We start from the raw sequence: 23,620 nt of genomic DNA, 5'->3' as shown, positions 1-23,620 counted from the left end.
GGGGACTGGCGGCAACGAGGGTCGCGGACTTTCCTGACCGGGCCGAGCGCCCTTACGGCGTGCCGGGTGATCCCTCCGCGGTCGGGGCGCCGCTCGCCGTGCCGGGCTCCAGGGAAGGAGGCCGTGCTTCGTACCTCGGCTCCGGCAATGGCGCCGGCCGCGGACGCCGCGGGGCGGGAGGCGGCGAATCGAGGGCCACCCTGCCGGTATCGGCGACGCTGCCCTGGGGCGCAGGTGCCGGCCGCGGCCGGCTCGGTGCCGCCGTGGAAGCGCTGGCGAGGTCCTGGCGCCGCTGCGCGTACCAGCGCCGCAGGCACTCCGCGTCGCGGCAGGTGTCCTCGCGGTGCTGCCATTGCGCATCGCTGTCGCGCTGGAATGCGCGCGGGTCCGCGGCCGCCTGCTTGGCGCGCTGGTGCATCGCACCCAGCTCGCGGTCCATGCGCGCCAGCTCCTCGTCGCCACAGATCAATTTCTCTGTCGTCGAGCGCGCCTTGGCGCAGTCGAAGGACGGCGCTGTGCGGCGCGCGACGGTGACCGGCGGGGTCGCTGGCGCGGCCGGCGACGCGGGACGTTCGATCGCCTCCGGTGCCTTGACGATGTGCGGCGCCGGTGCCGGTTTCGGCGCTTGGGGAGCCGCCGCGACTGCCGGCGGCCGGGCGCTTGCGGGCGGCTCGACGGCCGCCGGAACCTGCGGCCGCGAGTCTGCCTGGACCTGGGCAGGACGTACCGGTCGGGCGGGCGGTGCAGATGCGACGGCAGGTGCAGCCTGCGGTGCAGGCGCCGTAGCAGCCGGTGCGGGCGTGGCAGGGGCCGGCGCGGCCGCCACCGGAGCCGGCGCCGGGACCGGCGCGGCTGCCACGGGGGCCGGCGCGGGTGCGGCCACCACCGGCGCGGGAGCCGGCGGCGGCGCCTTGGCAATGACGGTCGGGGCCGTGCCGCCGGTCGCCTGCTGTACCGTCACCAGGCCGGCGCGCGCAAAGCGCGTCTTCTCGTGCTCCTCGCCGTAGCGCGCCCGGTAGCCTTCCAGGCTCGCGCTGTACAGGCGCTCGGCGCGCTGGAACAGCTCCTTGCCCTTGCCGGCCCCACCCAGTGCGCCGACGGTCGCGTAATGCCGCCCGAGCTGGTACATGGAGTCGGCCAGCGGGACGGGATCACCGTCCCGCAGCATCGCGGCGTTGCGGCAGGCGTTGAGGAAATCGATCTCGGCATCGTGCTGGCGGCCAGCAGCGGCCGCTTCCTTGCCGGCGAGGATCAGCGACGCTACCTCGCTGGCACTGGCCGCGCCGGGCTTGGCCTGCAGCGTCTCGCGGCCGTCGCCATCCCCGGCTTTGGGCAGCATGGGCGACATCTCGCAGTTGCCGGACACGGCGGCCACGAAGGCCGTGCTCGTCGGCGCGGGTGCGGCGCCCATCTTGCGTGTCGTCGGTGAACTCGCATACGGTCCGTCACCGCCGCGCAGGCTCATCATGCCGACCGCTCCGGCCGCAACGCCGACCAGCAGCGCAACACCGACCATCACGCTTGTGCGGGAGTGCTTGACCATGGCCGCCACGGTACCGGCGCGCCCGGGCCGGGCAGGCGGGACAGTCAGGACAGCGGGAGCCGGACCGTTCCTACGACGGCACCCTGGAGCGCGCGCGCTCCTCCTCCTGCAGTCGCAGCACGCGGCGCTGGACCTTGCCCGTGGTCGTCATCGGCAGTGCCTCGATGAACTCGATTTCCTTCGGGTACTCGTAGGGCGCCAGCTTGCCCTTGACGTGCAGCTGCAGCTCGCTCACAAGTTCCGCATCGAAGACGGCCTGGCCGTGCGCGGCGCCGGCACGCGAGGCCAGCACGTCGGGGGCGAGCACGACGTAGGCTTTCACCAGCGCACCGCGCTCCGCATCGGGCTTGGGCACGACGGCCGCATTGACCACGGCCGGGTGCTTCACCAGGCAGTTCTCGATCTCGCTCGGGCCGATGCGGTAACCCGCCGCCTTGAAGACGTCGTCGGCGCGGCCCTGGTACCAGAGGTAGCCGTCCTCGTCGCGCGTGGCGAGGTCGCCGGTGCGGCACCAGTCGCCGGTGAACTTGCGCCGCGTCGCCTCCGGATTCTTCCAGTAGCCCAGGAAGAAGATCGGGTCGGGGTCACCGTGCACGTCATGGCGGTTCACCGCGACGTCGCCCGGCACGCCGGGCGGCACCTCCCTGCCCTCGTCGTCGATCACCGCCACGCGGTGGCCGGGGTAAGGACGTCCCATGCTGCCGGCACGCGCGGGCCAGCCGGTGCCTGCCGCCGTCGCGCCGTTCATGCTGCAGTTGCCCACGACGTAGTTGATCTCGGTCTGGCCGAACATCTCGTTGACGGTGACGCCCAGCTGCTCGCTGCAGTACTGGAACACCGCGTCCCCGACGGCCTCGCCGGCGCTCATGATGGCCTGCAGACGCAGCGTGAAGCGTGCGCGCGGGCGCGGATGCGCCTTCATCATCGCCTTGAGCGCGGTGGGGAACAGGAAGGTGTGCGTGACGCCGTGCTCCTGCAGCAGCGCGAAGGCCGTGTCCGGATGGAAGCGCGCGTTGCAGGCCACGATGGGACGGCCGAAGTACAGCGAAGGCAGCAAGGCATCCATGAGCCCGCCCGTCCACGCCCAGTCGGCCGGCGACCAGAACACCGCGTCGCTCTGCGGCCCCCCTCCCTCCCCCTCCGGGGAAGGCTCAGCGCGCCGCGGCGGGAACCCGAACCAGTTCTGGCTGCACACGAACCCCGGCAGGTTGCCCACCAGCGCCCGGTGCGGGATCAACGCCCCTTTGGGCGGCCCGGTCGTGCCGCTCGTGTAGATCAGGACGGCGCCGTCGTCGGCCTGCGTGGCCGCCGGCGCGAATTCCGTCGGCAGCGCGGCGCGCTGCGCTTCCCAGGACGCATCCGCCCTGGCCGCCGCAGCGCCCACGCCGACCACGGTGCGCAGCAGCGGGCAGGAGGCGCGCACCTGCGCGATGTTCGCGATCGAGCTCTCGTCGCAGACCGCCACCACCGCCTCGCTGTCCTGCAGCCGGTACTCCAGCGCCTCGGGCCCGAACAGCATGGACAGCGGCATCGCCACGGCCCCGAGCTGCAGCACCGCCATGTACGCGATCGCGGTCTCGAAGCGCTGCGGCATGACGATGGCGACGCGGTCGCCGCGCCGCACGCCCAGCGCGACGAGCATGTTGCTCATGGCATTCGCCTCGCGTTGCAGCTGCGCGAAAGTCAGCGTCGCGGCAGGCGACGCACCGTGCGCGATGACGGCCACGCGTGTCGCGGCGTCCGCGCGCCGTGCCCAGCGGCCGCAGCAGGCCTGCGCGATGTTGAAGTCCGGCGGCACCTGCCAGCGGAAGCCGCGGTGCATGGCCGCCCAGTTGTCGCTGCCCTGACTGCCTGCCATCGTCCGCTCTTCTATCATCGGCCGAATGTACCAACCCAGGCGCGCGTCCCGCAGCGAGTTTGTCCCGATCCGCACCCTGCGCTACCACGTGCGGCTGTGGGGCGAGCCGCGCGCGGGCCAGCCGCCGCTGGTGATGGTGCACGGCTGGATGGACGTGGCGGCCTCCTGGCAGTTCGTGGTCGATGCCTTCGCGCAGGAGCGTCTCGTGATCGCGCCGGACTGGCGCGGCTACGGCCTCACCGAAGGCCCGGCCCCGGACAACTACTGGTTCCCGGACTACCTCGCCGACCTCGACTTCCTGCTGGATCACTATGCGGGCGAGGCGCCGGTGGACCTGGTGGGGCACAGCATGGGGGGCAACATCGCGATGCTCTATGCGGGCGCGCGCCCGGAGCGCATCCGGCGGCTGGTGAACCTCGAAGGCTTCGGCATGGCCGCCACGCGTCCGGCGCAGGCGCCGGGTCGCTACGCGAAGTGGATGGCCGACCTCAAGGCCTTCCACCGCGGCGAGATGGCGCTCAAATCCTACGAGGACGCGGACGGCGTGGCGCGCCGCCTCATGAAGACCAACCGCCGCCTCACGCAGGACAAGGCGGACTGGCTGGCTCGCCACTGGGCGCGCCAGGAGGCGGACGGCCGGTGGCACATCCTGGGCGACGGCGCCCACAAGATCGTCAACGCGAACCTGTACCGGGTCGACGAGGTGCTCGAGCTCTACAAGGCGATCAGCGCCTCCGTTCTCAACGTCGAGGCCAGCGACGACAGCTTGGCGCAGTGGTGGCAGGGCCGCTACACCCTCGCCGAGTACCACGAACGTTTGAAGGCGGTGTCCGACGTGCGCACGGCCCGGGTGGCCGACGCGGGCCACATGTTGCACCACGACCAGCCCGAGGCGGTGGCGTTGCTGATCGAGGACTTCCTCGCCACCTGATGCCGGCGCGCGCGGCATTCCTGCCTCGGCAGTCGTCTTTTTCGTGAAATTTTGTGGCGCCCGCGCCCGCTGAAACCAGTTGTACGTAAATGCACTTGCCGTAGGAGCGCTCCTACTCCATAGTCAGCCATCTTCGATAGGGGTGACTCATGTGGAAGTCGGGTGTGACGGCCCTTCTGGCGGCTGCAGTCCTCAGTCCGGTCCTTGCTCAATCGGATGAGTTCGACCAGGGGATGAACACGATGTGGGAAGTGCTCTGGCACCAGAGCGGCACGCCCACTCGCCTCGTGCGCTGGGAACAGGACATCAAGGTTCGCGTCTACGGCGTGAACCTGTCCACCCACAAGCTGCACACCTTGCAGGCCCTGAAGGACGTCGGCGCCGAAGCGGGCGTCCGCGTCATCGACGTCAGCGACCGGCCGGACGCCGCCCAGGTCGCCAACGTGAGCGTCGAGATCGTCCCCGACAGCATGCTGGAAGAGAACCAGCCCTGCGTCACCTTCCTGAACTTCCAGACCGAGACGCGGATCGACTCCGCGGCCATGCAGATGCGCAGCCGCGACGCCTACCGCTGCGCCTACCACGAGGCCATGCACGTCATGGGCGTGCGCGGCCATCCGGCCGGCAAGACGGTCCTGAGCTACTTCCCGGGCAAGGTCGACAGCCTCCTGCCGCTGGACCGCGTGATGCTGCGCGCCTGGTACTCCCCGCGCATGCGCGGCGGCATGACGCCTTTCGAGGTCCTGCCGGTGCTGGCCGACGAACTGGTGGCCTCCATGCCCGACAAGGAGCGCGCCGCCGCCTCCCGCGACCGCTTCTTCCGCAGCACGATCGACCAGATGCAGACCTTCGCCGACGGCGCGGGCGACGTCCCCATGATCGTCAAGCGCTCGGGCAAGTCCACGACCGAGGGCGTGCGCTTCGGCCGCATGGAAATGAGCTACTTCCTCGGCATCGCCTACCTTGAAGGCGCCACCGTGCCGCAGGACTCCACCCAGGCCGTGCGCTGGCTGCAGCGCGCCGCCACCCTGGGCAGCCGCACGGCGCAGGCCCGCCTGGGCGCCGCCACGGCGCGCTGATCCGGCCCGCCGCCGGCGGCGGCGGCGCCAGGACCTGATTCCTGGGTCGGCCCACGGCCGAGCGATTTCCCGGCACACTGGCCGGCTGCCTTCCCCCGGTCAGCCGCGCGATGCCCCCCAACAACCCGAACGATCCCGACACCTTCCGCCGCATTCTCCAGCGCAACCTGACGCTTCCGCTCGCCCTCGGCGTGGCGAGCGCGCTGGTGTTCCTCTCCCTCCTGGGGTACCTCGCAAGCGCGATCGCGCATGTGCAGCGCAGCGACGAGTTGCTGAGCCAGGCCTCGCTCGTGCAGAAGCTGGACCTCGACATGGAGTCGGCGGTACGCGGCTTCCTCCTCAACGGGGACGAACGCTTCCTGCGGCCGTACGAAGACGCGCTCGGACGCATGCCCGCGGCGAGCCGGCAGCTGCGGGAACTGTTGCATGGCAACCCCGCGCAGCTGCAGCGGCTGGACCGCATCGAGCTGCTGCAGGGGCGCTGGCGCGAGTACGCCACCGACCGCATCGGCACCAAACGCAAGGACCCGCTCGCCCCCATCAGCGCCAGCACGGGCCGCGAGCTGAAGGACGAAGTCCGCGAAGAGTTCGACGAGCTCTTTCGGGTGGAGCGCCGCGATCGCGCGGGGCGCATCGAGGAAACCAACCGCAACGCGCTGCTCACCGCCGTGGCCTTCGTGTTGTTCATGCTCGGCACGGGCGGCCTGATCGCATGGCGCGGGCGCCGGGACCTGCTCGGGCTCTCCGGGGCGTACGAAAGGGCGCTGGAGGAACAGCGACGCCAGGCCGGTGACCTGGCAGCTCACGCCTGGCTGCGGGAGGGCCAGTCGCGGCTGTCCGAGCTGCTCGGGCGCGAGCAGGACCTTGCTCCCATAGGCCACGCGGCGCTCGAGTTCCTGTCGCAGTACCTCGGCAGCGCCGTGGGCGCGCTCTACGTCCCGGAGCCACCCGGATTCGTGCGGGTGGCGACCTGGGGCTGGACCCCCGGAAGCGAGGACGTCGGCGCGCGCATGCCCGGGGACCGCAGCCTGGTTGCGGAAGCCGCATCGCAGCGCCGCCAGATCGCGCTCAGCGAGGTTCCGCCGGGTTATCTCAAGGTCAGCTCGGGGCTCGGCGAGACGACGGCCCAATCGGTGCTGCTCGCGCCGGTCGAACACGAAGGCCGGCTCGCCGGCGTGCTGGAGATCGGCCTGCTGCGGCCGCTCGCACCCCGGGACGGGGAACTGCTGTCGTACGCGAGCGGCATCCTCGGCGCCTCGCTGGAGGCCGCGCGCTACCGCAAGCGCCTGCAGGACGTGCTGGAAGAGACGCAGCAGCTCAACGAGGAACTGCAGGTGCAGCAGGAGGAGTTGCGCACCGCCAACGAGGAGCTCGAGGAGCAGTCCCGCGCGCTCAAGGAGTCGCAGGCGCACCTGGAAACCCAGCAGGCGGAGCTGGAACAGACCAACGTGCAGCTCGGCGAACAGACCGAGCGCCTAGAGCAGCAGCGCGACCAGCTGCGCGAGGCCCAGGTGCAGCTGGAGGAACGTGCCGGCGAGCTGCAGCGCGCCAGCCGCTACAAGTCCGAGTTCCTCGCCAACATGTCGCACGAGCTGCGCACTCCCTTGAACAGCTCGCTGATCCTGGCCAAGCTGCTCGCCGACAACGCCGAAGGCAACCTGAGCGAGGAGCAGGTCAAGTTCGCCGAGTCGATCTACACCGCCGGCAACGACCTGCTCAACCTGATCAACGACATCCTGGACATCGCCAAGGTCGAGGCAGGCAAGCTGGAGGTGCGGCCGGAGGTCACCTCGGTGGCTTCCCTCATGGAAGGCCTGCGCTCCATGTTCCAGCCCCTGGCCACGCGCAAGGGACTGCAGCTGGAAGTGATGGCGGAACCCGAGGCGCCGGGTTCGCTCTTCACCGACCGCCACCGGGTCGAACAGATCCTGCGCAACCTGCTGGCCAATGCGGTGAAGTTCACCGAACACGGCACCGTCGCATTGCGCGTGGGTCAGGAGGCGGACGACCGCATCCGCTTCGAGGTGCGCGACAGCGGCATCGGCATCCCCGCGACCCAGCAGCACCTGATCTTCGAGGCCTTCCGCCAGGCCGACGGCACGAACAGCCGCAAGTACGGTGGCACCGGCCTGGGCCTATCGATCTCGCGCGACCTGGCGCGCCTGCTCGGCGGCGACATCTCCGTGGCGAGCAGGCCCGGCCAGGGCAGCACCTTCACGGTGGTGCTGCCGCGGGAATACCACGCGGACAAGGCAAAGGGGCCGGTGGCGATGGCGCCCCCGACACCCGTGCCCGCCGCCACGGCGCCCCCCGCGCCCCCCGCGCCGGCCCCCGCCGCGAGCAGCCCGCCCGCGCTGGCCGCTGCCGGCTTCCCCGATGACCGCGACGTGCCCGCCAACGGCCGCCGCACGGTGCTGGTGGTCGAGGACGACGAGCGTTTCGCCGCCATCCTGTTCGACCTGGCGCACGAACTGGGCTACCGCTGTCTGGTGGCGCACGATGCGCGGACGGGGGCCGAGCTCGCGCTGCAGCAGCTGCCCGACGCCGTGCTGCTGGACATCCAGCTGCCCGACGACACCGGGCTGGCCGTGCTGCAACGCCTGAAGGAAGACCCACGCACGCGGCACATCCCCGTTCACGCGCTGTCCGCGCAGGACCGCGCCGACCCGGCCTTGCAGATGGGCGCCATCGGCTATGCGCGCAAGCCCGCCTCGCGCGAGGAGCTGCAAGCCGTGTTCCGGCGCCTGGAGGCCAAGCTGAGCCAGAAACTCAAGCGCGTGCTGCTGGTGGAGGACGACCCGCGCCAGCAGGAAAGCGTGCGGGCGCTCATCGGCGACGGGGACGTCGAGATCGTCGCGGTGGGCGAAGGCAAGGCGGCGCTGCAGGCGCTCGCCGAGTCCGTGTTCGACTGCATGATCATGGACCTGAAGCTGCCGGACATGAGCGGGCAGGACCTGCTGCACCGCATGGCGGCGGGCGAGAGCCGCTCCTTCCCGCCGGTGATCGTGTACACCGGCCGCAACCTCACGCGCGACGAGGAGGCGGAACTCCTGCGCTATTCGCGCTCCATCATCATCAAGGGCGCGCGCTCGCCGGAACGCCTGCTCGACGAGGTCACCCTCTTCCTGCACAAGGTGGAGCACCAGCTGTCCAGCGAGCGGCAGAAGATGCTGCGCACCGCGCGCAGCCGCGACAAGGCCTTCGAGGCGCGGCGCATCCTCGTGGTGGACGACGACATGCGCAACATCTTCGCGCTCACCAGCGCCCTGGAGCAGAAAGGCGCCGAGGTGGACGTGGCGCGCAACGGCGTGGAGGCGCTGCGCAAGCTCGAGGAGAACCCGGACGGGATCGACCTGGTGCTGATGGACGTGATGATGCCGGAGATGGACGGGTTGACCGCCACGCGCGAGATCCGCAAGAACCCGCGCTGGCAGAAGCTGCCCGTGATCGCCGTGACCGCCAAGGCCATGAAGGAGGACCAGGAGAAGTGCCTGGCCGCCGGCGCGAACGACTACCTGGCCAAACCAATCGAACTGGAACGGCTGTTCTCGCTGATGCGAGTGTGGATGCCCAAGCTGGAGCGCATGCTGTGAGCGAGGGCGTGCCATGACCCAGTCCGTCGCCGACATCGAGATCCGCCTGCTGGTGCAGGCGGTGTACATGCGCTACGGCCACGACTTTCGCGACTATGCCTTCGCTTCCCTGCGGCGGCGCGTGCTGCAGGGCCAGCAGCGCATGGGGCTGGCTTCCATCTCCGCGCTGCAGGAAAAGGTGCTGCACGATCCCGACGCGTTCGCGCAGCTGCTGCAGTACCTGACGGTGCCCGTCAGCGAGATGTTCCGCGACCCGGCGTACTTCCTCGCGCTGCGCCGCCACGTGGTGCCGGTGCTACGCACCTATCCTTCGCTCAAGGTGTGGGTCGCGGGCTGCAGCACGGGGGAGGAGCCGTACTCGCTGGCGATCCTGCTGCAGGAGGAGGGCCTGCTGGAACGCACCATCCTGTACGCCACCGACATCAACCACACCTCGCTGGACAAGGCCCGCCAGGGCATCTTCCCGCTGGACCACATGCAGGGGTTCACCCGCAACTACCAGCGCGCGGGCGGCTTGCGCAGCTTCAGCGACTACTACACGGCTGCCTACGGCGGGGCGCTGTTCGACCGCAAGCTGCGCGAAAGCATCACCTTTGCCGACCACAGCCTGGCCACCGACGCGGTGTTCGCCGAAACGCAGCTCGTGTCCTGCCGCAACGTGCTGATCTACTTCAACCGCGCGCTGCAGGACCGGGCGCTGGGCCTGTTCCACGATTCGCTGTCGCGGCGCGGCTTCCTGGGGCTGGGCTCCAAGGAGACGCTCGACTTCTCCGCGTACGCCGAGCACTTCGAGCCGGTGAGCCGCCCCGACCGGCTGTACCGCAAGCGGGGCGGCGCATGAACACCAGCCTGCCCGAGGACTTCGCCTTCGCCGCCGGCGCGGTCGCCATCGGTGCGTCCGCCGGCGGCATCGACGCGCTGTTCACGCTGCTGGGCGACCTGCAGCCGCCGGTGCACGCGCCCATCATCATCGTGCTGCACCTGCCCGAGGACCACGAGAGCCGGCTGGTGGAAGTCTTCGCCGCGCGCATGCGCGTGCCGGTGCAGGAGGCGCAGCCCGGCGCGGCCGCGGCGCCCGGCACGGTCTACTTCGCGCCGCCGGGCTATCATCTGCTGGTCGAGTCGGACCGCACCTTCGCCCTCAGCTGCGACGCGCCCGTGCTGTTCTCCCGGCCGTCGATCGACGTGCTGCTCGAATCCTGCGCCGACGCGTACGGCAGCACCCTCCTCGGCATGGTGCTCACCGGCGCCAACGAGGACGGCGCCGCCGGCCTGGCGTGCGTCAAGGGCAGCGGTGGCCTGACCGCCGTGCAGGATCCCGCGGAGGCCGCTCATTCCGCCATGCCGCTGGCCGCGATCGCGGCCGCGCATCCCCATTACGTCCTGCCCCTGACAGGCTTGCACCGCCTGCTGCACACTGTGATCCGCCGATGAGTCCTGCCATCCCCGACGCCAACCTGCTCCTGGTCGATGACCTGCAGGAGAACCTGATCGCCCTGGAGGCGCTCATCCGCGGGCCCGGCCGGCGCATCTTCACCGCGCGCTGCGGCGACGACGCGCTGTCGCTCATGCTGGAGCACCCCTTCGCGCTGGCCATCCTGGACGTGCAGATGCCGTCCATGAACGGCTTCGAGCTGGCGGAGCTGATGCGCGGCACCGAGCGCACCCGCAACATCCCGATCGTCTTCGTCAGCGCCGCCGGGCGCGAGCTGAACTACGCCTTCCAGGGCTACGAGTCGGGTGCGGTGGACTTCCTGTACAAGCCGCTGGACCCCCACACGGTGCGCAGCAAGGTCAGCGTGTTCGTCGAGCTGTTCCGACAGCGGCAGGAGCTGCAGGAGGCGCAGTCCCAGCTGCAGCGCGCCGTGAACATGCGCGACGACTTCATGTCGATGATCGCGCACGAACTGCGCAACCCGCTCAATTCGGTGTACCTGCAGGCGCAGCTGCGCCGCAAGATGCTGTCGGCGGCGCGACCGCCGGACCCGCAGGCCATGCAGAAGATGGTGGAGCGCGACGAGCGCCAGATCCGCAGCATGGTGCGCCTGCTCGACGACATGCTGGACGTCTCGCGCGCACGCACCGGCAACCTGGCGATCGTGCCCGCGGCCTTCGACCTCGCCGCCTCGGCGCAGGCGGTGGTGGAGGCCATCCAGGAGCAGGCCAGGACCACCGGCGTGCAGCTCACGCTGGCGGCGCCCGAGAGCCTGAAGATCGTCGGGGACGAGTTCCGGATCGAACAGGTGATCACCAACCTGCTGACCAACGCCTTGCGCTACGGCGACGGCAAGCCCGTGGCGGTGACCGTGGGCGTGCGCGAACAGGAGCCGGAAGCCTTCGTCTCCGTGCGCGACCAGGGCATGGGCATCGCGCCGGCGGACCAGGAGCGCATCTTCGAGCAGTTCGAGCGCACCGAAGGCGCGGCGCAGGTCGCGGGCCTGGGCCTGGGCCTGTACATCGCCCGCCAGATCGCCCAGGCCCACCAGGGCCGGCTGGAGGTGCGCAGCGCCGTGGGCCAGGGCTCCGAGTTCATCCTGACACTCCCCCTCCCGGCGCCCGGCAGCGAGGCATGAGAAAATCGCAGCTTTGAAGGACAGCAGAACAAAATGGACGCAGAACGCATCAACCTGATCGGCACCACCCTGCAGGACCTGCAGGCCCGCACGGCCGATCTCCGGAGGTATCTTTGACTTCGATGCCAAGTCGGAGCGCCTGAGGACCGTCAACGCCGCGCTGGAAGACCCCACGGTCTGGAACGATCCGAAGAAGGCCCAGGAGCTGGGCAAGGAAAAGAAGCAGCTGGATGGCATCGTCGTGAGCATCCAGGACCTCGAGCGCGAGCTCGCCGACAACCTCGAGCTCTACGAGATGAGCAAGGAGGAAGGCGACGAGGCCGGGCTGGCCACCATCGAGGACGAGACGGGCAAGCTGGAAGCCATCGTCAAGGACCTGGAGTTCCGGCGCATGTTCAACCAGCCGGCCGACCCCAGCAACTGCTTCCTCGACCTGCAGGCTGGCGCCGGCGGCACGGAAGCGTGCGACTGGGCCGCCATGCTCATGCGCCAGTACGTCAAGTACGCGGAGCGCAAGGGCTTCAAGTACACGGTGGAGGACGAGACCCCGGGTGACGTGGCCGGCATCAAGAGCGCCACGATCAAGATCGAGGGGGACTACGCCTTCGGCCTGCTGCGCACCGAGACCGGCGTGCACCGCCTGGTGCGCAAGTCGCCGTTCGACTCCTCCGGCGGCCGCCACACCAGCTTCGCCAGCGTGTTCGTCTATCCCGAGGTCGACGACTCGATCGAGATCGACATCAACCCGGCGGACGTGCGCACGGACACCTTCCGCGCTTCCGGCGCGGGCGGCCAGCACATCAACAAGACCGACTCCGCGGTGCGCCTGACGCACATCCCGACCGGCATCGTGGTGCAGTGCCAGGACAGCCGCTCGCAGCACTCCAACCGCGACGTCGCCTGGCGGCGCCTGCGCTCGCGCCTGTACGACTTCGAGATGCGCAAGCGCATGGAGGCGCAGCAGAAGCTGGAGGACTCCAAGACCGACGTCGGCTGGGGCCACCAGATCCGCAGCTACGTGCTGGACAACAGCCGCATCAAGGACCTGCGCACCGGCGTGGAGATCTCGGCGACGCAGAAGGTGCTCGATGGCGACCTCGATGCGTTCATCGAGGCTTCGCTGAAGCAGGGCGTATGAGCCACCATGTCATTGCGGGCGGGACCCGCGATCCATGCGGCCTGCGCACACCAGCCGACGCCCCATGGATCCCGGGTCCAGCCCGGGATGGCATGCAATGACCACCGCCACCGCCCTCATCTTCGACATGGACGGCACCATGGTCGACTCCATGCCGGCGCATGCGAAGAGCTGGGACGCCTTTCGCCAGCGGCACGGCCTGGACCTTTCCGTCGAGGAGATCCTGCGCCGCACCACGGGCCGCAATGGCGTGGAGTGCGTGCGCATCCTCCTGGGCGAGGACATCTCCGATGAGGAGGCGCTGCGCCTGGTCGGCGAGAAGGAAGCCCTCTACCGCGAGATCTTCGCGCGCGACTTCCGCGAGGTCGCCGGCTTCTCCCGCTTTGCGCAGCAGGCGCAGGACCGCGGCCTGAAGCTCGCGGTGGCCACCGCGGGCGACCGCCAGAACCTGGAGTTCGTGCTGCAACGGCTGCACCTGAAGCGCCGTCCGGACGCGGAAGTCCGCGGCGACCAGGGGCTGCCCGGCAAGCCGGAGCCGGACATCTTCCTGGCAGCGGCCAGGCAGGTGGGCGCCGATCCACGCGCCTGCATCGTGTTCGAGGACGCGCCTTTCGGCATCGAAGCGGCGCGCCGCGCCGGCATGCGCGCGGTGGCCATCTGCAGCACCCACAAGGCCGGCGAGCTCGCCGGGCCGCACGTGATCGCCAGCGTGCGGGATTTCGAACAACTGATGAACAACGATTTTCTGGAGAGCCTCCATGCGTGAAGGAACTTCCAAGGTCATCTACCGCGCCGACTACCAGCCGCCGGCGTTCTGGATCGACACCGTCGAACTCTGCTTCGACCTGGACCCGGCCAAGACGCGGGTGCTCAATCGCATGCGCATCCGCCGCAACCCCGACGTGATGCCACAGCCCCTGCGCCTGGACGGCGAGGAGCTGAACCTGGCCCGGGTGCTGGTGGGCGGGCAAGGCACCTCCTTCAAGATGGAGGAAGGCCAGCTGGTGCTGGAGAACCTGCCCGAAGGCAACGAACCTTTCGACCTGGAGATCTTCACCACCTGCGCGCCGGCGAAGAACACCAAGCTGATGGGCCTGTACGTCAGCAACGACTCCTTCTTCACCCAGTGCGAGGCCGAGGGCTTCCGCCGCATCACCTACTTCCTGGACCGCCCGGACGTGATGGCCAGCTATACGGTCACGCTGCGCGCGGACAAGCACAGGTATCCCGTGCTGCTGTCCAACGGCAACCTGGTGGACCAGGGCGAGCTCGGCGACGGCCGCCACTTCGCCAAGTGGGTCGACCCGTTCCGCAAGCCCAGCTACCTGTTCGCGCTGGTCGCCGGCCAGCTGGTGTGCCGCGAGCAGCGCATTTCCGCCCGCAACGGCAAGGACCACCTGCTGCAGGTCTACGTGCGCGCCGGCGACCTGGACAAGACCGAGCACGCGATGAACTCGCTCATGGCGTCGGTCGCCTGGGACGAGGCGCGCTTCGGCCTGCCCCTGGACCTGGAACGCTTCATGATCGTCGCCACCAGCGACTTCAACATGGGCGCGATGGAGAACAAGGGCCTGAACATCTTCAACACGAAGTACGTTCTCGCCAGCCAGGCCACCGCCACCGATACCGACTACGCCAACATCGAGTCGGTGGTGGGCCACGAGTACTTCCACAACTGGACCGGCAACCGCGTCACCTGCCGCGACTGGTTCCAGCTCTCGCTCAAGGAAGGCCTCACCGTCTTCCGCGACCAGGAGTTCAGCCAGGACCTGTCCGGCGATGCGTCGGCCCGGGCCGTCAAGCGCATCGAGGACGTGCGCGTGCTGCGCACCGCGCAGTTCCCCGAGGACGCGGGTCCGATGGCGCACCCGGTGCGGCCCGACCAGTACCTGGAGATCAACAATTTCTACACCGTCACGGTGTACGAAAAGGGCGCCGAAGTCGTGCGCATGATGCAGACCCTGGTGGGCCGCGAGGGCTTCGCCAAGGGCCTGTCGCTGTACTTCCAGCGCCATGACGGCCATGCGGTGACCTGCGACGATTTCGCCCAGGCCATCGCCGATGCCAATCCCGGCTCGCAACTGGCCCAATCCCTGGACCAGTTCAAGCGCTGGTACCTGCAGGCCGGCACGCCCCGCGTGCGGGTGCAGACGCACTTCGACGCGGTGTCCGGCATCTACACGCTGACGCTGTCGCAAAGCTGCCCGCCGACGCCGGGCCAGCCGGAGAAGCAGCCTTTCGTGATCCCGGTGGCCCTGGGCCTGCTGGACGCGGAAGGCCGGGAACTCACCAGCGGCCTGCACGTGCTGACGCAGGCCAGCGAGACGCTCACCTTCCCCGGCTACACCTCGGAGCCGGTGCCTTCGCTGCTGCGCGGCTTCAGCGCGCCGGTGATCCTGGACTACGACTACAGCGACCAGCAGCTGCTGGCGCTGCTCGCGCACGACACCGACCCCTTCAACCGCTGGGAAGCGGCCCAGCGCCTGGCCACGGGCCGCGCGCTCACCTTCATCCGCAGCGAGAGCGCCGTGGAGCTGGACGCGCCCTACCTGGACGCCATGCGCAGCGTGCTGCGCCACCCCACGCTGGATTCCGCCTTCAAGGAACTGGTGCTGACGCTGCCCGCCGAGACCTACATCGCCGAGCAGCTGGACGTGGTGGACCCGCAGCGCATCCACGCGGTGCGCGAAGCGATGCGCGAGCAACTGGCGCGCGCGCTGTACCCGGACTGGGAAGCGGCCTACGAAGCCAACAAGGACAACGGCGCCTATCGTCCCGACCCGGTGTCCAGCGGCCGCCGTGCCCTGGCGGGTCTGGCGCTGACGCATCTTTGCCTGGCCGCGCGTGCCAGCGGGGACACGGTGTGGCCGGGCAAGGCGTACCAGCGCTTCAAGGACGCCTCGAACATGACCGACCGCTTCAACGCGCTGGCCGCGCTGGTCAGCAGCGGCCACGCGCTGGCGGGCGAGGCGCTGCACCGCTTCCACGCGATGTTCCGCAACGAGCCGCTGGTGCTGGACAAGTGGTTCGCCCTGCAGGCCGGCGCACCGGACCGCGGCGGCAACATCCTGCCGATCGTCAAGCAGCTGATGGCGCACCCGGACTTCAACATCCGCAACCCGAACCGCGCCCGCAGCGTGATCTTCAGCTACTGCAGCGCCAACCCGGGCGGCTTCCACCGGGGCGATGCGGCGGGCTACGTGTTCTGGAGCGATCGCGTCATCGAGCTCGATGCGATCAACCCGCAGGTGGCGGCGCGCCTGGCGCGTGCGCTGGACCGCTGGAAGAAGCTGGCCGAGCCGCTGCGCAGCGCCGCGCGCGAGGCGATCGCGCGCGTTGCGGCCCGGCCGGATTTGAGCAACGATGTGCGAGAGGTCGTGACGCGCGCCCTGGCGGAGTGAGCGTGCGGCCAAGGAGGTCGGCATGGCAGTGCAGAACGCGTTCTACGCCCAGTCGGGCGGCGTCACCTCGGTCATCAACGCCTCGGCCTGCGGGCTGATCGAGGCGGCGCGCGCGCACCCGGACCGCATCGGCACGGTCTACGCAGGCCGCAACGGCATCCTGGGCGCGCTGGCCGAGGACCTGATCGACACCGGCCAGGAGTCCGCCGCCGACATCGCGCTGCTGCGCTCCACGCCCGGCGGCGCCTTCGGCTCCTGCCGCTACAAGCTCAAGTCCCTGGAGGCGAACCGGCGTGAATACGAGCGGCTGATCGCGGTGTTCCGGGCGCACGAGATCGCCTGGTTCTTCTACAACGGCGGCGGCGACTCGGCCGACACCTGCTTCAAGGTGAGCCAGCTGTCCGCCGGCATGGGCTATCCGCTGCAGGCCATCCACATCCCCAAGACGGTGGACAACGACCTGCCGGTCACCGACTGCTGCCCCGGCTTCGGCTCGGTGGCCAAGTACGTGGCGGTCTCCACGCTGGAGGCTTCGCTGGACGTGCGGTCCATGGCGCGCACGTCGACCAAGGTGTTCGTGCTCGAGGTGATGGGTCGCCATGCCGGCTGGATCGCGGCAGCGGGCGGGCTGGTGGAGGACGAAGGCATTCCCGTCGTCGTGCTGTTCCCGGAAGTGCCGTTCGAGGAGGCGAAGTTCCTCGCGCGCGTCGATGCCCTGGTCCAGCAGCACGGCTTCTGCACCGTGGTGGTCTCCGAAGGCTGCCAGTACGCCGACGGCCGCTTCCTCGCCGAACAAGGGACGACCGATGCCTTCGGCCACGCGCAGCTCGGAGGCGCCGCGCCCGTCATCGCAGGGCTGGTGCGGCAGCACCTGAAGCTCAAGTTCCACTGGGCGGTGGCGGACTACCTGCAGCGCTCGGCCCGGCATATCGCCTCGAAGGTCGACGCCACGCAGGCGTACGAGCTGGGCGCGGCCGCCGTGAACATGGCGCTGCAGGGCCACAACGCCATCATGCCGACCATCGAGCGGGTGAGCGACGCGCCCTACGCGTACCAGGTGGGCATGGCCCGGCTCGCCGACGTGGCGAACGTGGAGAAGTTCATGCCGCGCGACTTCATCACGACCGATGGCTTCGGCATCACCGAAGCCTGCAAGCGCTACCTGCGCCCGCTGATCGAGGGCGAGGACTACCCGGCCTACCGCAACGGTCTGCCCGTCTACGCGACGCTGAAGAACGCTCCGGTGCCCCGCAAGCTCGCGCCCTTCGAGGTGTAGGTTAGGATTCCTCCCTGCCCTTGCAGGAGAGTGAATTTGCCCGCCCGTGTTTCCCTGACCCGCTACCTCGTCGAACAGCAACGTGTCGGCGGCCTGATCCCGTCGCAGCTGCGCCTCCTGATCGAGGTGGTGGCCCGCGCCTGCAAGCACATCTCGCATGCCGTCAACAAGGGCGCGCTGGGCGACGTGCTGGGTTCGGCCGGCACCGACAACGTACAGGGGGAGGTCCAGAAGAAGCTGGACATCATCGCCAACGAAGTGCTGATCGAGGCCAACGAATGGGGCGGCCACCTGGCCGCCATGGCCAGCGAGGAGATGGAGGGCATCTACGTCGTGCCCAACCGCTACCCGCAGGGCGAGTACCTGCTGCTGTTCGACCCGCTGGACGGCTCGTCCAACATCGACGTCAACGTGAGCATAGGCACCATCTTCAGCGTGCTGAAGAAGCCGGAGAACGGCCACGGCCATGGCGTGAGCGAGCAGGACTTCCTGCAGGCCGGCGCGAAGCAAGTCGCGGCCGGCTACTGCATCTACGGCCCGCAGACGACGCTGGTGCTGACGGTGGGCGCGGGCGTGGTCATGTTCACGCTGGACCGCGAACAGGGTTCGTTCGTGCTGACCCAGGAGGATGTGCAGATCCCGGCGGACACCAAGGAGTTCGCGGTGAACATGTCCAACATGCGCCACTGGGACGCGCCCGTGAAGCGCTACATCGACGAGTGCCTGGCCGGCAAGGAAGGCCCGCGCGGCAAGGACTTCAACATGCGCTGGGTCGCCTCCATGGTGGCCGACGTGCACCGCATCCTCACGCGCGGCGGCGTCTTCATGTACCCCTGGGACAAGCGCGAACCGGAAAAGCCCGGCAAGCTGCGCCTGCTGTACGAGGCCAACCCCATGTCCTGGCTGGTGGAACAGGCCGGCGGCGCCGCGACCAACGGCAGGCAGCGCATCCTCGACATCGTGCCGACGAAGCTGCACGAGCGGGTGAGCGTGGTGCTGGGGTCGAGGAACGAGGTGGAGCGGGTGACGGCGTACCACGCAAAGTAGCGTCATCCCGCGCAGGCGGGGACCCGGAATGTCAAAAGCGGCCATCGGCCGCTTTTGCTTTTGCACGCCCTGCGCCCGCGCCTGCGCGCGGGGGACGCGGACACCTCAATCCGGCTGGATGTTGTTCTTGCGGATGAAGTCGCCCCAGTGCTGCCGCTCCTTGCGCATGTCCGCCGCGAACTCCTCGGGCGTGTCGTGCACGGGAATCAGGGCCTGCTGCTGCAGGCGCTGCACCACCGCGGGGTTGTGCAAGGCCTTGCCGACCTCTTCGCCCAGGCGCTTGACGACTGCGGGCGGCACCTTGGCGGGCGCCATCACGCTGAACGAGGTCCACGCGCGCACGCCCGGGTAGCCGGCTTCGGCCAGCGTCGGCACGTTGGGCAGCAGCGGCGTCTTCTGGTTGACGGCCAGCGCCACGACCTTGCCGGCCTTGATGTGCTGGTCGATCGAAGCGAGGTCCGTGAACATGAACTGCAGCCGCCCGCTCAGGAGGTCCTGGTAGGCCGGCGCGACACCCTTGTAGGGCACGTGCGTGAACTTCGCGCCGGTCACGTCCTCGATCATGCGCACGCCCATGTACACGGGGCTGCCGACGCCGGCGGAGCCGTAGAAGAACTTGCCCGGATCCTTCCTGCCGGCTTCCACCAGGTCCTTCATCGTCTTCCAGCCCGCCGAGGGCGACGCCACCACCACCATCGGCGCCATCACGCCGCGCGTGACGGGCACCAGGTCGCGCTCGATGTCGAAGGGCATGGACTTGAGCAGTCCGGGGTTGATGCCCAGCGAGGAGTTGGAGGCGACCAGGATGGTGTAGCCGTCCGGCTCCGCCTTTGCGGCGAGGTCGGCGCCGATGTTGCCGCTGGCGCCCGGCTTGTTGTCCACGACGAAGGACTGGCCGGTCTGCTCCGACAGCGCCTGCGCGAGGATGCGGCCGAAGGCATCGGTGCCGCCGCCCGCCGACGACGGCACGATCACGCGCACGGGCCGCGACGGCCAGGTGCCTTGTGCGAGCGCGCCGGCCAGCGGCGCGAGCAACAGTGCGCCGACGAGGGTGCGGCGCGGGATGGGGAAAGACATGCGGTCTCCTTGTTGTTCGTTCACAGCCCGCGCTTCGTGCGCGCGGCTTCCTTCCACAGCGCCCACGGGCGCTCCGCCTGGCCCTCGACGTTGACCATCGCCGTCGCGGCCTCGCCGGCAGTGAGGTACTCCGGGTCGCCCAGCTGCAAGGCCTGCATCTGCAGCTTGGCATTCACTTCGGCATAGACGGCGCGATAGACCACGAGCTTGAGCGAAGGTGCGACCGTCGTGGAGCCGTGCCCGCGCATCAGCACGAAGCTGGCCGCGCCCAGGCTGTCGGCGAGCGCGCGGCCCAGGCGGTCGTCGCGCACCAGCAGGTCGCTCGCGTCGCCCGCGGTGTCGCGGATCTCGAACAGGGGGGCGCCCGCGCCCAGGAAGCCGCTCATGTGGCAGACCGGGCGCAGCCTGGCCTTGCGCGAGACGGAGAAGGGCACCACCGAAGGCGAGTGGCTGTGCACCACCGCCATCACGTCCGGCCGGGCGCGGTAGATCGCGCCGTGGATGAAACGCTCCAGGTACACGCGGCGGTCGCCGGCATCCAGCGGCGTGCCGTCCAGCGCGAACTGCAGGATGTCCTCGCGCCGCACCTGGCCGGGGGCCATGTTGCGCGCGAGCAGGAAGCGATCGGGCACCTGGTCGTGGCGCACGCTCACGTGGCCGAAGGCGTCGAGCACGCCTTCGTCGACGAGGATGTGGTTGGCGGCGACGAGGTCGTCCAGCAGGGAGGGATCGGGAGGTGTCATGTCTGGATCTTGGGAATATCGTACGTTGTCAGCGCGAACAGTTCCTCGACCGGAAGCCGCCGCGCGGACGGGCCCCGGTCGTGGTGGTGCGCCAGGAAAGTCTCCGGCGTCGCGCGCCTGGCGCCACGCCTTGAGGCCGGTCCGCGGCGCATGGGCTGTTGCGTCGCCGCGAGCAGTACTTCCAGGCGGGGCGGCGAGGCCTTGGGTGCGGAGGGACCGGCCAGGCCGCTCCAGCGCGATCGTCTTGGCGGCCTCCGGGTCTCTGCAAGCACTGCTTCCTTTTCTGGCGTGGATTCTGGCGGGCCCGCCGGACGCCGTCCATCCGGGCCAACCACATCCCCTATAATCGCAGGCTTGGCCGGAGTAGCTCAGTCGGTAGAGCAGCTCATTCGTAATGAGAAGGTCGGGGGTTCGATTCCTCTCTCCGGCACCAGACAAAAAAGTAGAGGCCGCTAGCAAAACGCTAGCGGCCTTTTTGTTTTTGCGTCCATGTAGCCATGGTGTAGTCAGTTCGAACGTGACGGCTGAACACCCGAGCGCCTCCCTTCGAACACCGATGCTTGTCGCACGAAAAATCTCGTGTCCGGTGTGCGCGACACGGTCACGTATGGTCCTGGCACGTGCCTCGTAGCATGAACGCGACGCCGCCGCTGCGATCGCGACGGCCAGCGACCACACTGCCTGCGAAATCAGCAAGCGCTTGAAACTCAATGCTGATGCGGCCTGCGCAGCGACCCCTCACGCTTGTCCACAGCGTTCTCCACGCGCGCTGTGGGAACCTCAGTCACGCGGGTGTGCTAGGGAATCTATGATTCAAGTCCACCGCTGACGCCGGTGCCACGTTCCTGGCTAAACACAGGAGGCGGTGGGAAGGATGGAAAGTCGGTGTTCAAGTCGGATCAACCGGCACCTCGCAGTACGGCGTTTCAGCACGTGCCCGGATTCGTCACCACCTTGCTGTGGGAGACGGCACCGGGGACCGGTGTTCCCGCAGCCGACGTGGACCCGAGCGTGAAAGCCAAGTCCTGGGTGCCGGCCGCGGGTGGCACCAACTTGATGTTCATCACCTTTCCCCCGGACTCGGTGATGATGAGCCCGAACTTCAATCCGGCGGCTGCTGGAGGGGAGTACGTGCAGGTCCTTCCGGGCTTGGCCGAAAAGTTCGAGATGGAGAACCCCGGCATGCACACCACCGACACGGTGGATTACGGTGTGCTGCTGGATGGAGAGATCCACCTCGAACTGGACGACGGGGAGCATAAGAAGCTCTCGCCGCACGACGTGGTGATCCAGAACGGCACCCGCCATGCTTGGCGCAACAAGAGCGAGCGACCGGCGACCATGCTGTTCGTGCTGGTCGGCGCGACTCGAAACACCAGGTAGCTGGGAGCGCGCTCCGGGAGCGGGGGTTCCACGGTGTACGTGGACCTTCGTTCACGGTCGGATTTTGGACGTGAAGGATATGGACGCTGATTCACGGCTTTTCTACGAGGACCTGGAGCCGGGCACCGGTGTGACGAGCGCACCGCACGTCGTCGACCGTGAAGAACTCGTTTCGTTCGCAAGGATCTGGGACCCTTTGCCGTTCCATGTCGACGAAGACGCGGGACAGCGCGCATTTGGCGGCATCACGGCGCCTGGGTTGTTTGCATTGGCCGTGAAGCAGCGCCTTGTCCATGGTCTAAAGCCTTTGGCCGTGATTGCCTCACTGGGCTATGACGAGGTTCGTTTTCACCAACCGCTCCGACCAGGCACGCGAGTCACATTGCAAGCGGATTGGGTGAGCCGCCGCGTCTCGGAATCGAAGCCCGACCGAGGAATTGTCACCATCCGATTCACGCTGCTCGATGCTGGCGGCGAGGCGGTTATGAGCCATCTGGATACAGTGCTTGTTCGACGGCGCCTTCCCCGCAGCAGTCCACCGATGAACGCCGCAGCGTTCGCGTCGAGCTAGGTCGTTCCGAGGCGACGCGTGCCGCCGCTTGGCGCAGGTATGCGTCGTGACGAACGCGTCGGGTTGGGACGTCCGCACTTGGCGGCAGCTGACATTCGCCGCCCAAGACCCGATCGGCAGCACTCAGTCTTGACCGATCTTTCCTCCCGCCGCCGCAAAGCACCGTTCATGACGTGGGCCGTGAGTTAGAACGCTTGATCCGGAGCTGACCTCATCGCCAGCCTTCGGCATCGCCCGCGTGTGGCTGATAGTGGCACACCAGCGGCCGACAAGCGCAACCTGGATGGCCCTCAACTCGATGGGAGACCATCATGGAAACCGGACGCAATGCCACTCATCGCCAGCCGTGGAACAAGGGCAAGAACGTCGGCCAGAAGGCGCGACCAGCGAACCCTCGGGAATCGCATCGGCGATGCGCCGGGCGATTTCTTCGCGCGTGCGAAGCTTGTAGCGGGGAATGCTCATCTGGCCTTCCTTCATGCCGACGGGGTGCGTGGGCACATAGGGGATCGACACGCCTGGACTGGTGGGATTGGGCATGCGAGGAACGCGGCGACACACCGCCGCCGCGAACTGGTGACGCCCAGGAGCGGCGATCGAAAAACGCCGGCATGGATAACCTAGCCCTTCAGGCGGCGTGAAAGAGGGTCCTATCCCTCCAAGACCCTGAACTGCAATGAAGTGCGGGAATTTTTCGCATCCCATCAGTATCGGTCCGCAACGCCCTGTGCCGAGCCGCGTGAATGCCAACTTACCTAAGGACTCGGCAGACTGGCTCTACAACTATGCCTTGGACCGCCGCATCCATCCCTTCAACTGCGCTCGCCCTAGGGCTGCTGACGTACACCCAGCTCCCCACAGCAGAGCTTCCACCGGGTGATTGCAGCGCCCGCGCCCGCAGGCTGAGATGTAAGCCTCTGCGCCGCGGATTACGGTTTGTAGGAGAGAGGGGACGTCGGTGTAGGCCCTCACTGACTAAGATCGGCCCGCTCGGCCATTGAAGCCCGCAGCCCAACAAGACGACTCGCAAAGGGTCCGCTGTCACACCTCTTCTCCCGAATTCAAATGACACGCAGAAAGCAAACTCCGATTCCGACGCGCACGCTTCACTGGAGCGGCAGCATCCTGACGCTCGCCTTCGCGCTCAGCGCCTGTGGTGGTGGTGGCGGTTCCAGCAGTTCCACCACCGATGCGGACGCCGCCAACACTGCCGGCGCTCCCACGAACACTTCCGCACCGGCTCCTGGACCGGCCTTGGTGGGCATGGACTTCGGCGTCGTGCCGCTCGGCGCTCACTGGACTACCCTCCTGACATTCGTCTGCGTAGGCGTGCCGCTGCGCAGGGTTGTCCACGGCGACGGGCGTCGCTGGCGACGAACGCTCGCCGCGGGGGGCAACCCGTGTTCA

18 protein-coding genes, 1 tRNA gene and 1 pseudogene are annotated in these 23,620 nt (G+C 68.6%); 15 read left to right on the top strand and 5 right to left on the bottom strand.

The annotated features are described in order from the left end of the window. Nucleotides 1-52 precede the first annotated feature (52 nt). Together AC3EGR_RS17020 and AC3EGR_RS17015 are read right to left on the bottom strand one after the other, a co-directional pair. Complete coding sequence (locus AC3EGR_RS17020) at nt 53-1,543, bottom strand: lysozyme inhibitor LprI family protein (RefSeq protein WP_488547695.1); 1,491 nt, start codon at nt 1,541-1,543, stop codon at nt 53-55. Nucleotides 1,544-1,613: 70 nt separating this feature from the next. Continuing rightward, on the bottom strand, nt 1,614-3,401 hold the full coding sequence (locus AC3EGR_RS17015) for an acetate--CoA ligase (protein WP_488547694.1): 1,788 nt from the start codon (nt 3,399-3,401) through the stop codon (nt 1,614-1,616). A gap of 25 nt (nt 3,402-3,426) precedes the next feature. Between AC3EGR_RS17015 and AC3EGR_RS17010 the strand changes: the two genes are divergently transcribed. From AC3EGR_RS17010 to AC3EGR_RS16960, 11 genes are all read left to right on the top strand, one after another. After that, nucleotides 3,427-4,332, top strand: a complete 906-nt coding sequence (locus AC3EGR_RS17010) for an alpha/beta fold hydrolase (RefSeq protein ID WP_488547693.1) — start codon at nt 3,427-3,429, stop codon at nt 4,330-4,332. A 233-nt stretch (nt 4,333-4,565) separates the two neighbouring features. Then, on the top strand, nt 4,566-5,411 hold the full coding sequence (locus AC3EGR_RS17005; RefSeq protein WP_488547692.1) for a hypothetical protein: 846 nt from the start codon (nt 4,566-4,568) through the stop codon (nt 5,409-5,411). Nucleotides 5,412-5,521: 110 nt separating this feature from the next. Beyond that, nucleotides 5,522-9,004 (top strand): response regulator, encoded by a 3,483-nt coding sequence (locus AC3EGR_RS17000; protein ID WP_488547691.1) that lies wholly within the window; start codon nt 5,522-5,524, stop codon nt 9,002-9,004. A 13-nt stretch (nt 9,005-9,017) separates the two neighbouring features. Beyond that, nucleotides 9,018-9,845, top strand: coding sequence for a CheR family methyltransferase (locus AC3EGR_RS16995; RefSeq protein ID WP_488547690.1), 828 nt, complete (start codon nt 9,018-9,020; stop codon nt 9,843-9,845). Then, nucleotides 9,842-10,438, top strand: coding sequence for a chemotaxis protein CheB (locus AC3EGR_RS16990; RefSeq protein WP_488547689.1), 597 nt, complete (start codon nt 9,842-9,844; stop codon nt 10,436-10,438). Before AC3EGR_RS16995 ends, AC3EGR_RS16990 begins: the two co-directional genes overlap by 4 nt. Continuing rightward, nucleotides 10,435-11,577, top strand: a complete 1,143-nt coding sequence (locus tag AC3EGR_RS16985) for a hybrid sensor histidine kinase/response regulator (protein ID WP_488547688.1) — start codon at nt 10,435-10,437, stop codon at nt 11,575-11,577. Before AC3EGR_RS16990 ends, AC3EGR_RS16985 begins: the two co-directional genes overlap by 4 nt. 33 nt (nt 11,578-11,610) lie before the next feature. Continuing rightward, a protein-coding gene (gene prfB, locus AC3EGR_RS16980) for a peptide chain release factor 2 (protein WP_488547687.1) occupies nt 11,611-12,715 on the top strand; the annotation gives its coding sequence in 2 pieces (ribosomal slippage) (nt 11,611-11,691 and nt 11,693-12,715; 1,104 coding nt in all). A 97-nt stretch (nt 12,716-12,812) separates the two neighbouring features. Further along, nucleotides 12,813-13,481: an HAD family hydrolase gene (locus AC3EGR_RS16975; protein ID WP_488547686.1), complete on the top strand. Its 669-nt coding sequence runs from the start codon at nt 12,813-12,815 to the stop codon at nt 13,479-13,481. After that, nucleotides 13,474-16,116: an aminopeptidase N gene (gene pepN / locus AC3EGR_RS16970; protein WP_488547685.1), complete on the top strand. Its 2,643-nt coding sequence runs from the start codon at nt 13,474-13,476 to the stop codon at nt 16,114-16,116. Before AC3EGR_RS16975 ends, pepN begins: the two co-directional genes overlap by 8 nt. A 22-nt stretch (nt 16,117-16,138) precedes the next feature. Then, on the top strand, nt 16,139-17,392 hold the full coding sequence (locus AC3EGR_RS16965) for a 6-phosphofructokinase (RefSeq protein ID WP_488547684.1): 1,254 nt from the start codon (nt 16,139-16,141) through the stop codon (nt 17,390-17,392). A 36-nt stretch (nt 17,393-17,428) separates the two neighbouring features. Next, a complete protein-coding gene (locus AC3EGR_RS16960) occupies nt 17,429-18,439 on the top strand; it encodes a class 1 fructose-bisphosphatase (RefSeq protein ID WP_488547683.1) in 1,011 nt (336 codons plus the stop codon). Between the two features lie 105 nt (nt 18,440-18,544). Here the strand turns inward: AC3EGR_RS16960 and AC3EGR_RS16955 are convergent, their stop codons facing one another. Further along, on the bottom strand, nt 18,545-19,516 hold the full coding sequence (locus AC3EGR_RS16955) for a Bug family tripartite tricarboxylate transporter substrate binding protein (protein WP_488547682.1): 972 nt from the start codon (nt 19,514-19,516) through the stop codon (nt 18,545-18,547). 20 nt (nt 19,517-19,536) lie between these two features. After that, nucleotides 19,537-20,259: a class II aldolase/adducin family protein gene (locus AC3EGR_RS16950; RefSeq protein ID WP_488547681.1), complete on the bottom strand. Its 723-nt coding sequence runs from the start codon at nt 20,257-20,259 to the stop codon at nt 19,537-19,539. A gap of 357 nt (nt 20,260-20,616) precedes the next feature. Here AC3EGR_RS16950 and AC3EGR_RS16945 point away from each other — a divergent pair. The 3 genes from AC3EGR_RS16945 (at nt 20,617) to AC3EGR_RS16935 (ending at nt 22,213) form a co-directional block, all read left to right on the top strand. After that, nucleotides 20,617-20,692 (top strand) — tRNA-Thr (locus tag AC3EGR_RS16945). A gap of 452 nt (nt 20,693-21,144) precedes the next feature. Then, complete coding sequence (locus AC3EGR_RS16940; RefSeq protein WP_488547680.1) at nt 21,145-21,642, top strand: cupin domain-containing protein; 498 nt, start codon at nt 21,145-21,147, stop codon at nt 21,640-21,642. Between the two features lie 79 nt (nt 21,643-21,721). Continuing rightward, the gene (locus AC3EGR_RS16935) at nt 21,722-22,213 is read left to right on the top strand and encodes a MaoC/PaaZ C-terminal domain-containing protein (RefSeq protein WP_488547844.1); all 492 of its coding nucleotides are present in this window, start codon (nt 21,722-21,724) and stop codon (nt 22,211-22,213) included. Between the two features lie 309 nt (nt 22,214-22,522). Here AC3EGR_RS16935 and AC3EGR_RS16930 read toward each other — a convergent pair whose 3' ends face one another. After that, the gene (locus AC3EGR_RS16930; RefSeq protein ID WP_488547679.1) at nt 22,523-22,753 is read right to left on the bottom strand and encodes a hypothetical protein; all 231 of its coding nucleotides are present in this window, start codon (nt 22,751-22,753) and stop codon (nt 22,523-22,525) included. 525 nt (nt 22,754-23,278) lie between these two features. Between AC3EGR_RS16930 and AC3EGR_RS16925 the strand changes: the two are divergent. Further along, nucleotides 23,279-23,620: pseudogene (locus tag AC3EGR_RS16925) on the top strand (hypothetical protein); the annotation flags it as partial.

This window comes from Ramlibacter sp. G4-7 (assembly GCF_057784995.1).
Note: the sequence above shows the minus strand (reverse complement) of the source record. Positions and strands in the feature narration are given on the sequence as shown.

Coding starts and splice junctions, on each gene's coding strand:
- AC3EGR_RS17020 (WP_488547695.1), bottom strand. CDS start 1,543: ATGGTCAAGCACTCCCGCACAAGCGTGATGGTCGGTGTTGCGCTGCTG.
- AC3EGR_RS17015 (WP_488547694.1), bottom strand. CDS start 3,401: ATGGCAGGCAGTCAGGGCAGCGACAACTGGGCGGCCATGCACCGCGGC.
- AC3EGR_RS17010 (WP_488547693.1), top strand. CDS start 3,427: ATGTACCAACCCAGGCGCGCGTCCCGCAGCGAGTTTGTCCCGATCCGC.
- AC3EGR_RS17005 (WP_488547692.1), top strand. CDS start 4,566: ATGAACACGATGTGGGAAGTGCTCTGGCACCAGAGCGGCACGCCCACT.
- AC3EGR_RS17000 (WP_488547691.1), top strand. CDS start 5,522: ATGCCCCCCAACAACCCGAACGATCCCGACACCTTCCGCCGCATTCTC.
- AC3EGR_RS16995 (WP_488547690.1), top strand. CDS start 9,018: ATGACCCAGTCCGTCGCCGACATCGAGATCCGCCTGCTGGTGCAGGCG.
- AC3EGR_RS16990 (WP_488547689.1), top strand. CDS start 9,842: ATGAACACCAGCCTGCCCGAGGACTTCGCCTTCGCCGCCGGCGCGGTC.
- AC3EGR_RS16985 (WP_488547688.1), top strand. CDS start 10,435: ATGAGTCCTGCCATCCCCGACGCCAACCTGCTCCTGGTCGATGACCTG.
- AC3EGR_RS16975 (WP_488547686.1), top strand. CDS start 12,813: ATGACCACCGCCACCGCCCTCATCTTCGACATGGACGGCACCATGGTC.
- pepN (WP_488547685.1), top strand. CDS start 13,474: ATGCGTGAAGGAACTTCCAAGGTCATCTACCGCGCCGACTACCAGCCG.
- AC3EGR_RS16965 (WP_488547684.1), top strand. CDS start 16,139: ATGGCAGTGCAGAACGCGTTCTACGCCCAGTCGGGCGGCGTCACCTCG.
- AC3EGR_RS16955 (WP_488547682.1), bottom strand. CDS start 19,516: ATGTCTTTCCCCATCCCGCGCCGCACCCTCGTCGGCGCACTGTTGCTC.
- AC3EGR_RS16950 (WP_488547681.1), bottom strand. CDS start 20,259: ATGACACCTCCCGATCCCTCCCTGCTGGACGACCTCGTCGCCGCCAAC.
- AC3EGR_RS16935 (WP_488547844.1), top strand. CDS start 21,722: ATGGACGCTGATTCACGGCTTTTCTACGAGGACCTGGAGCCGGGCACC.
- AC3EGR_RS16930 (WP_488547679.1), bottom strand. CDS start 22,753: ATGCCCAATCCCACCAGTCCAGGCGTGTCGATCCCCTATGTGCCCACG.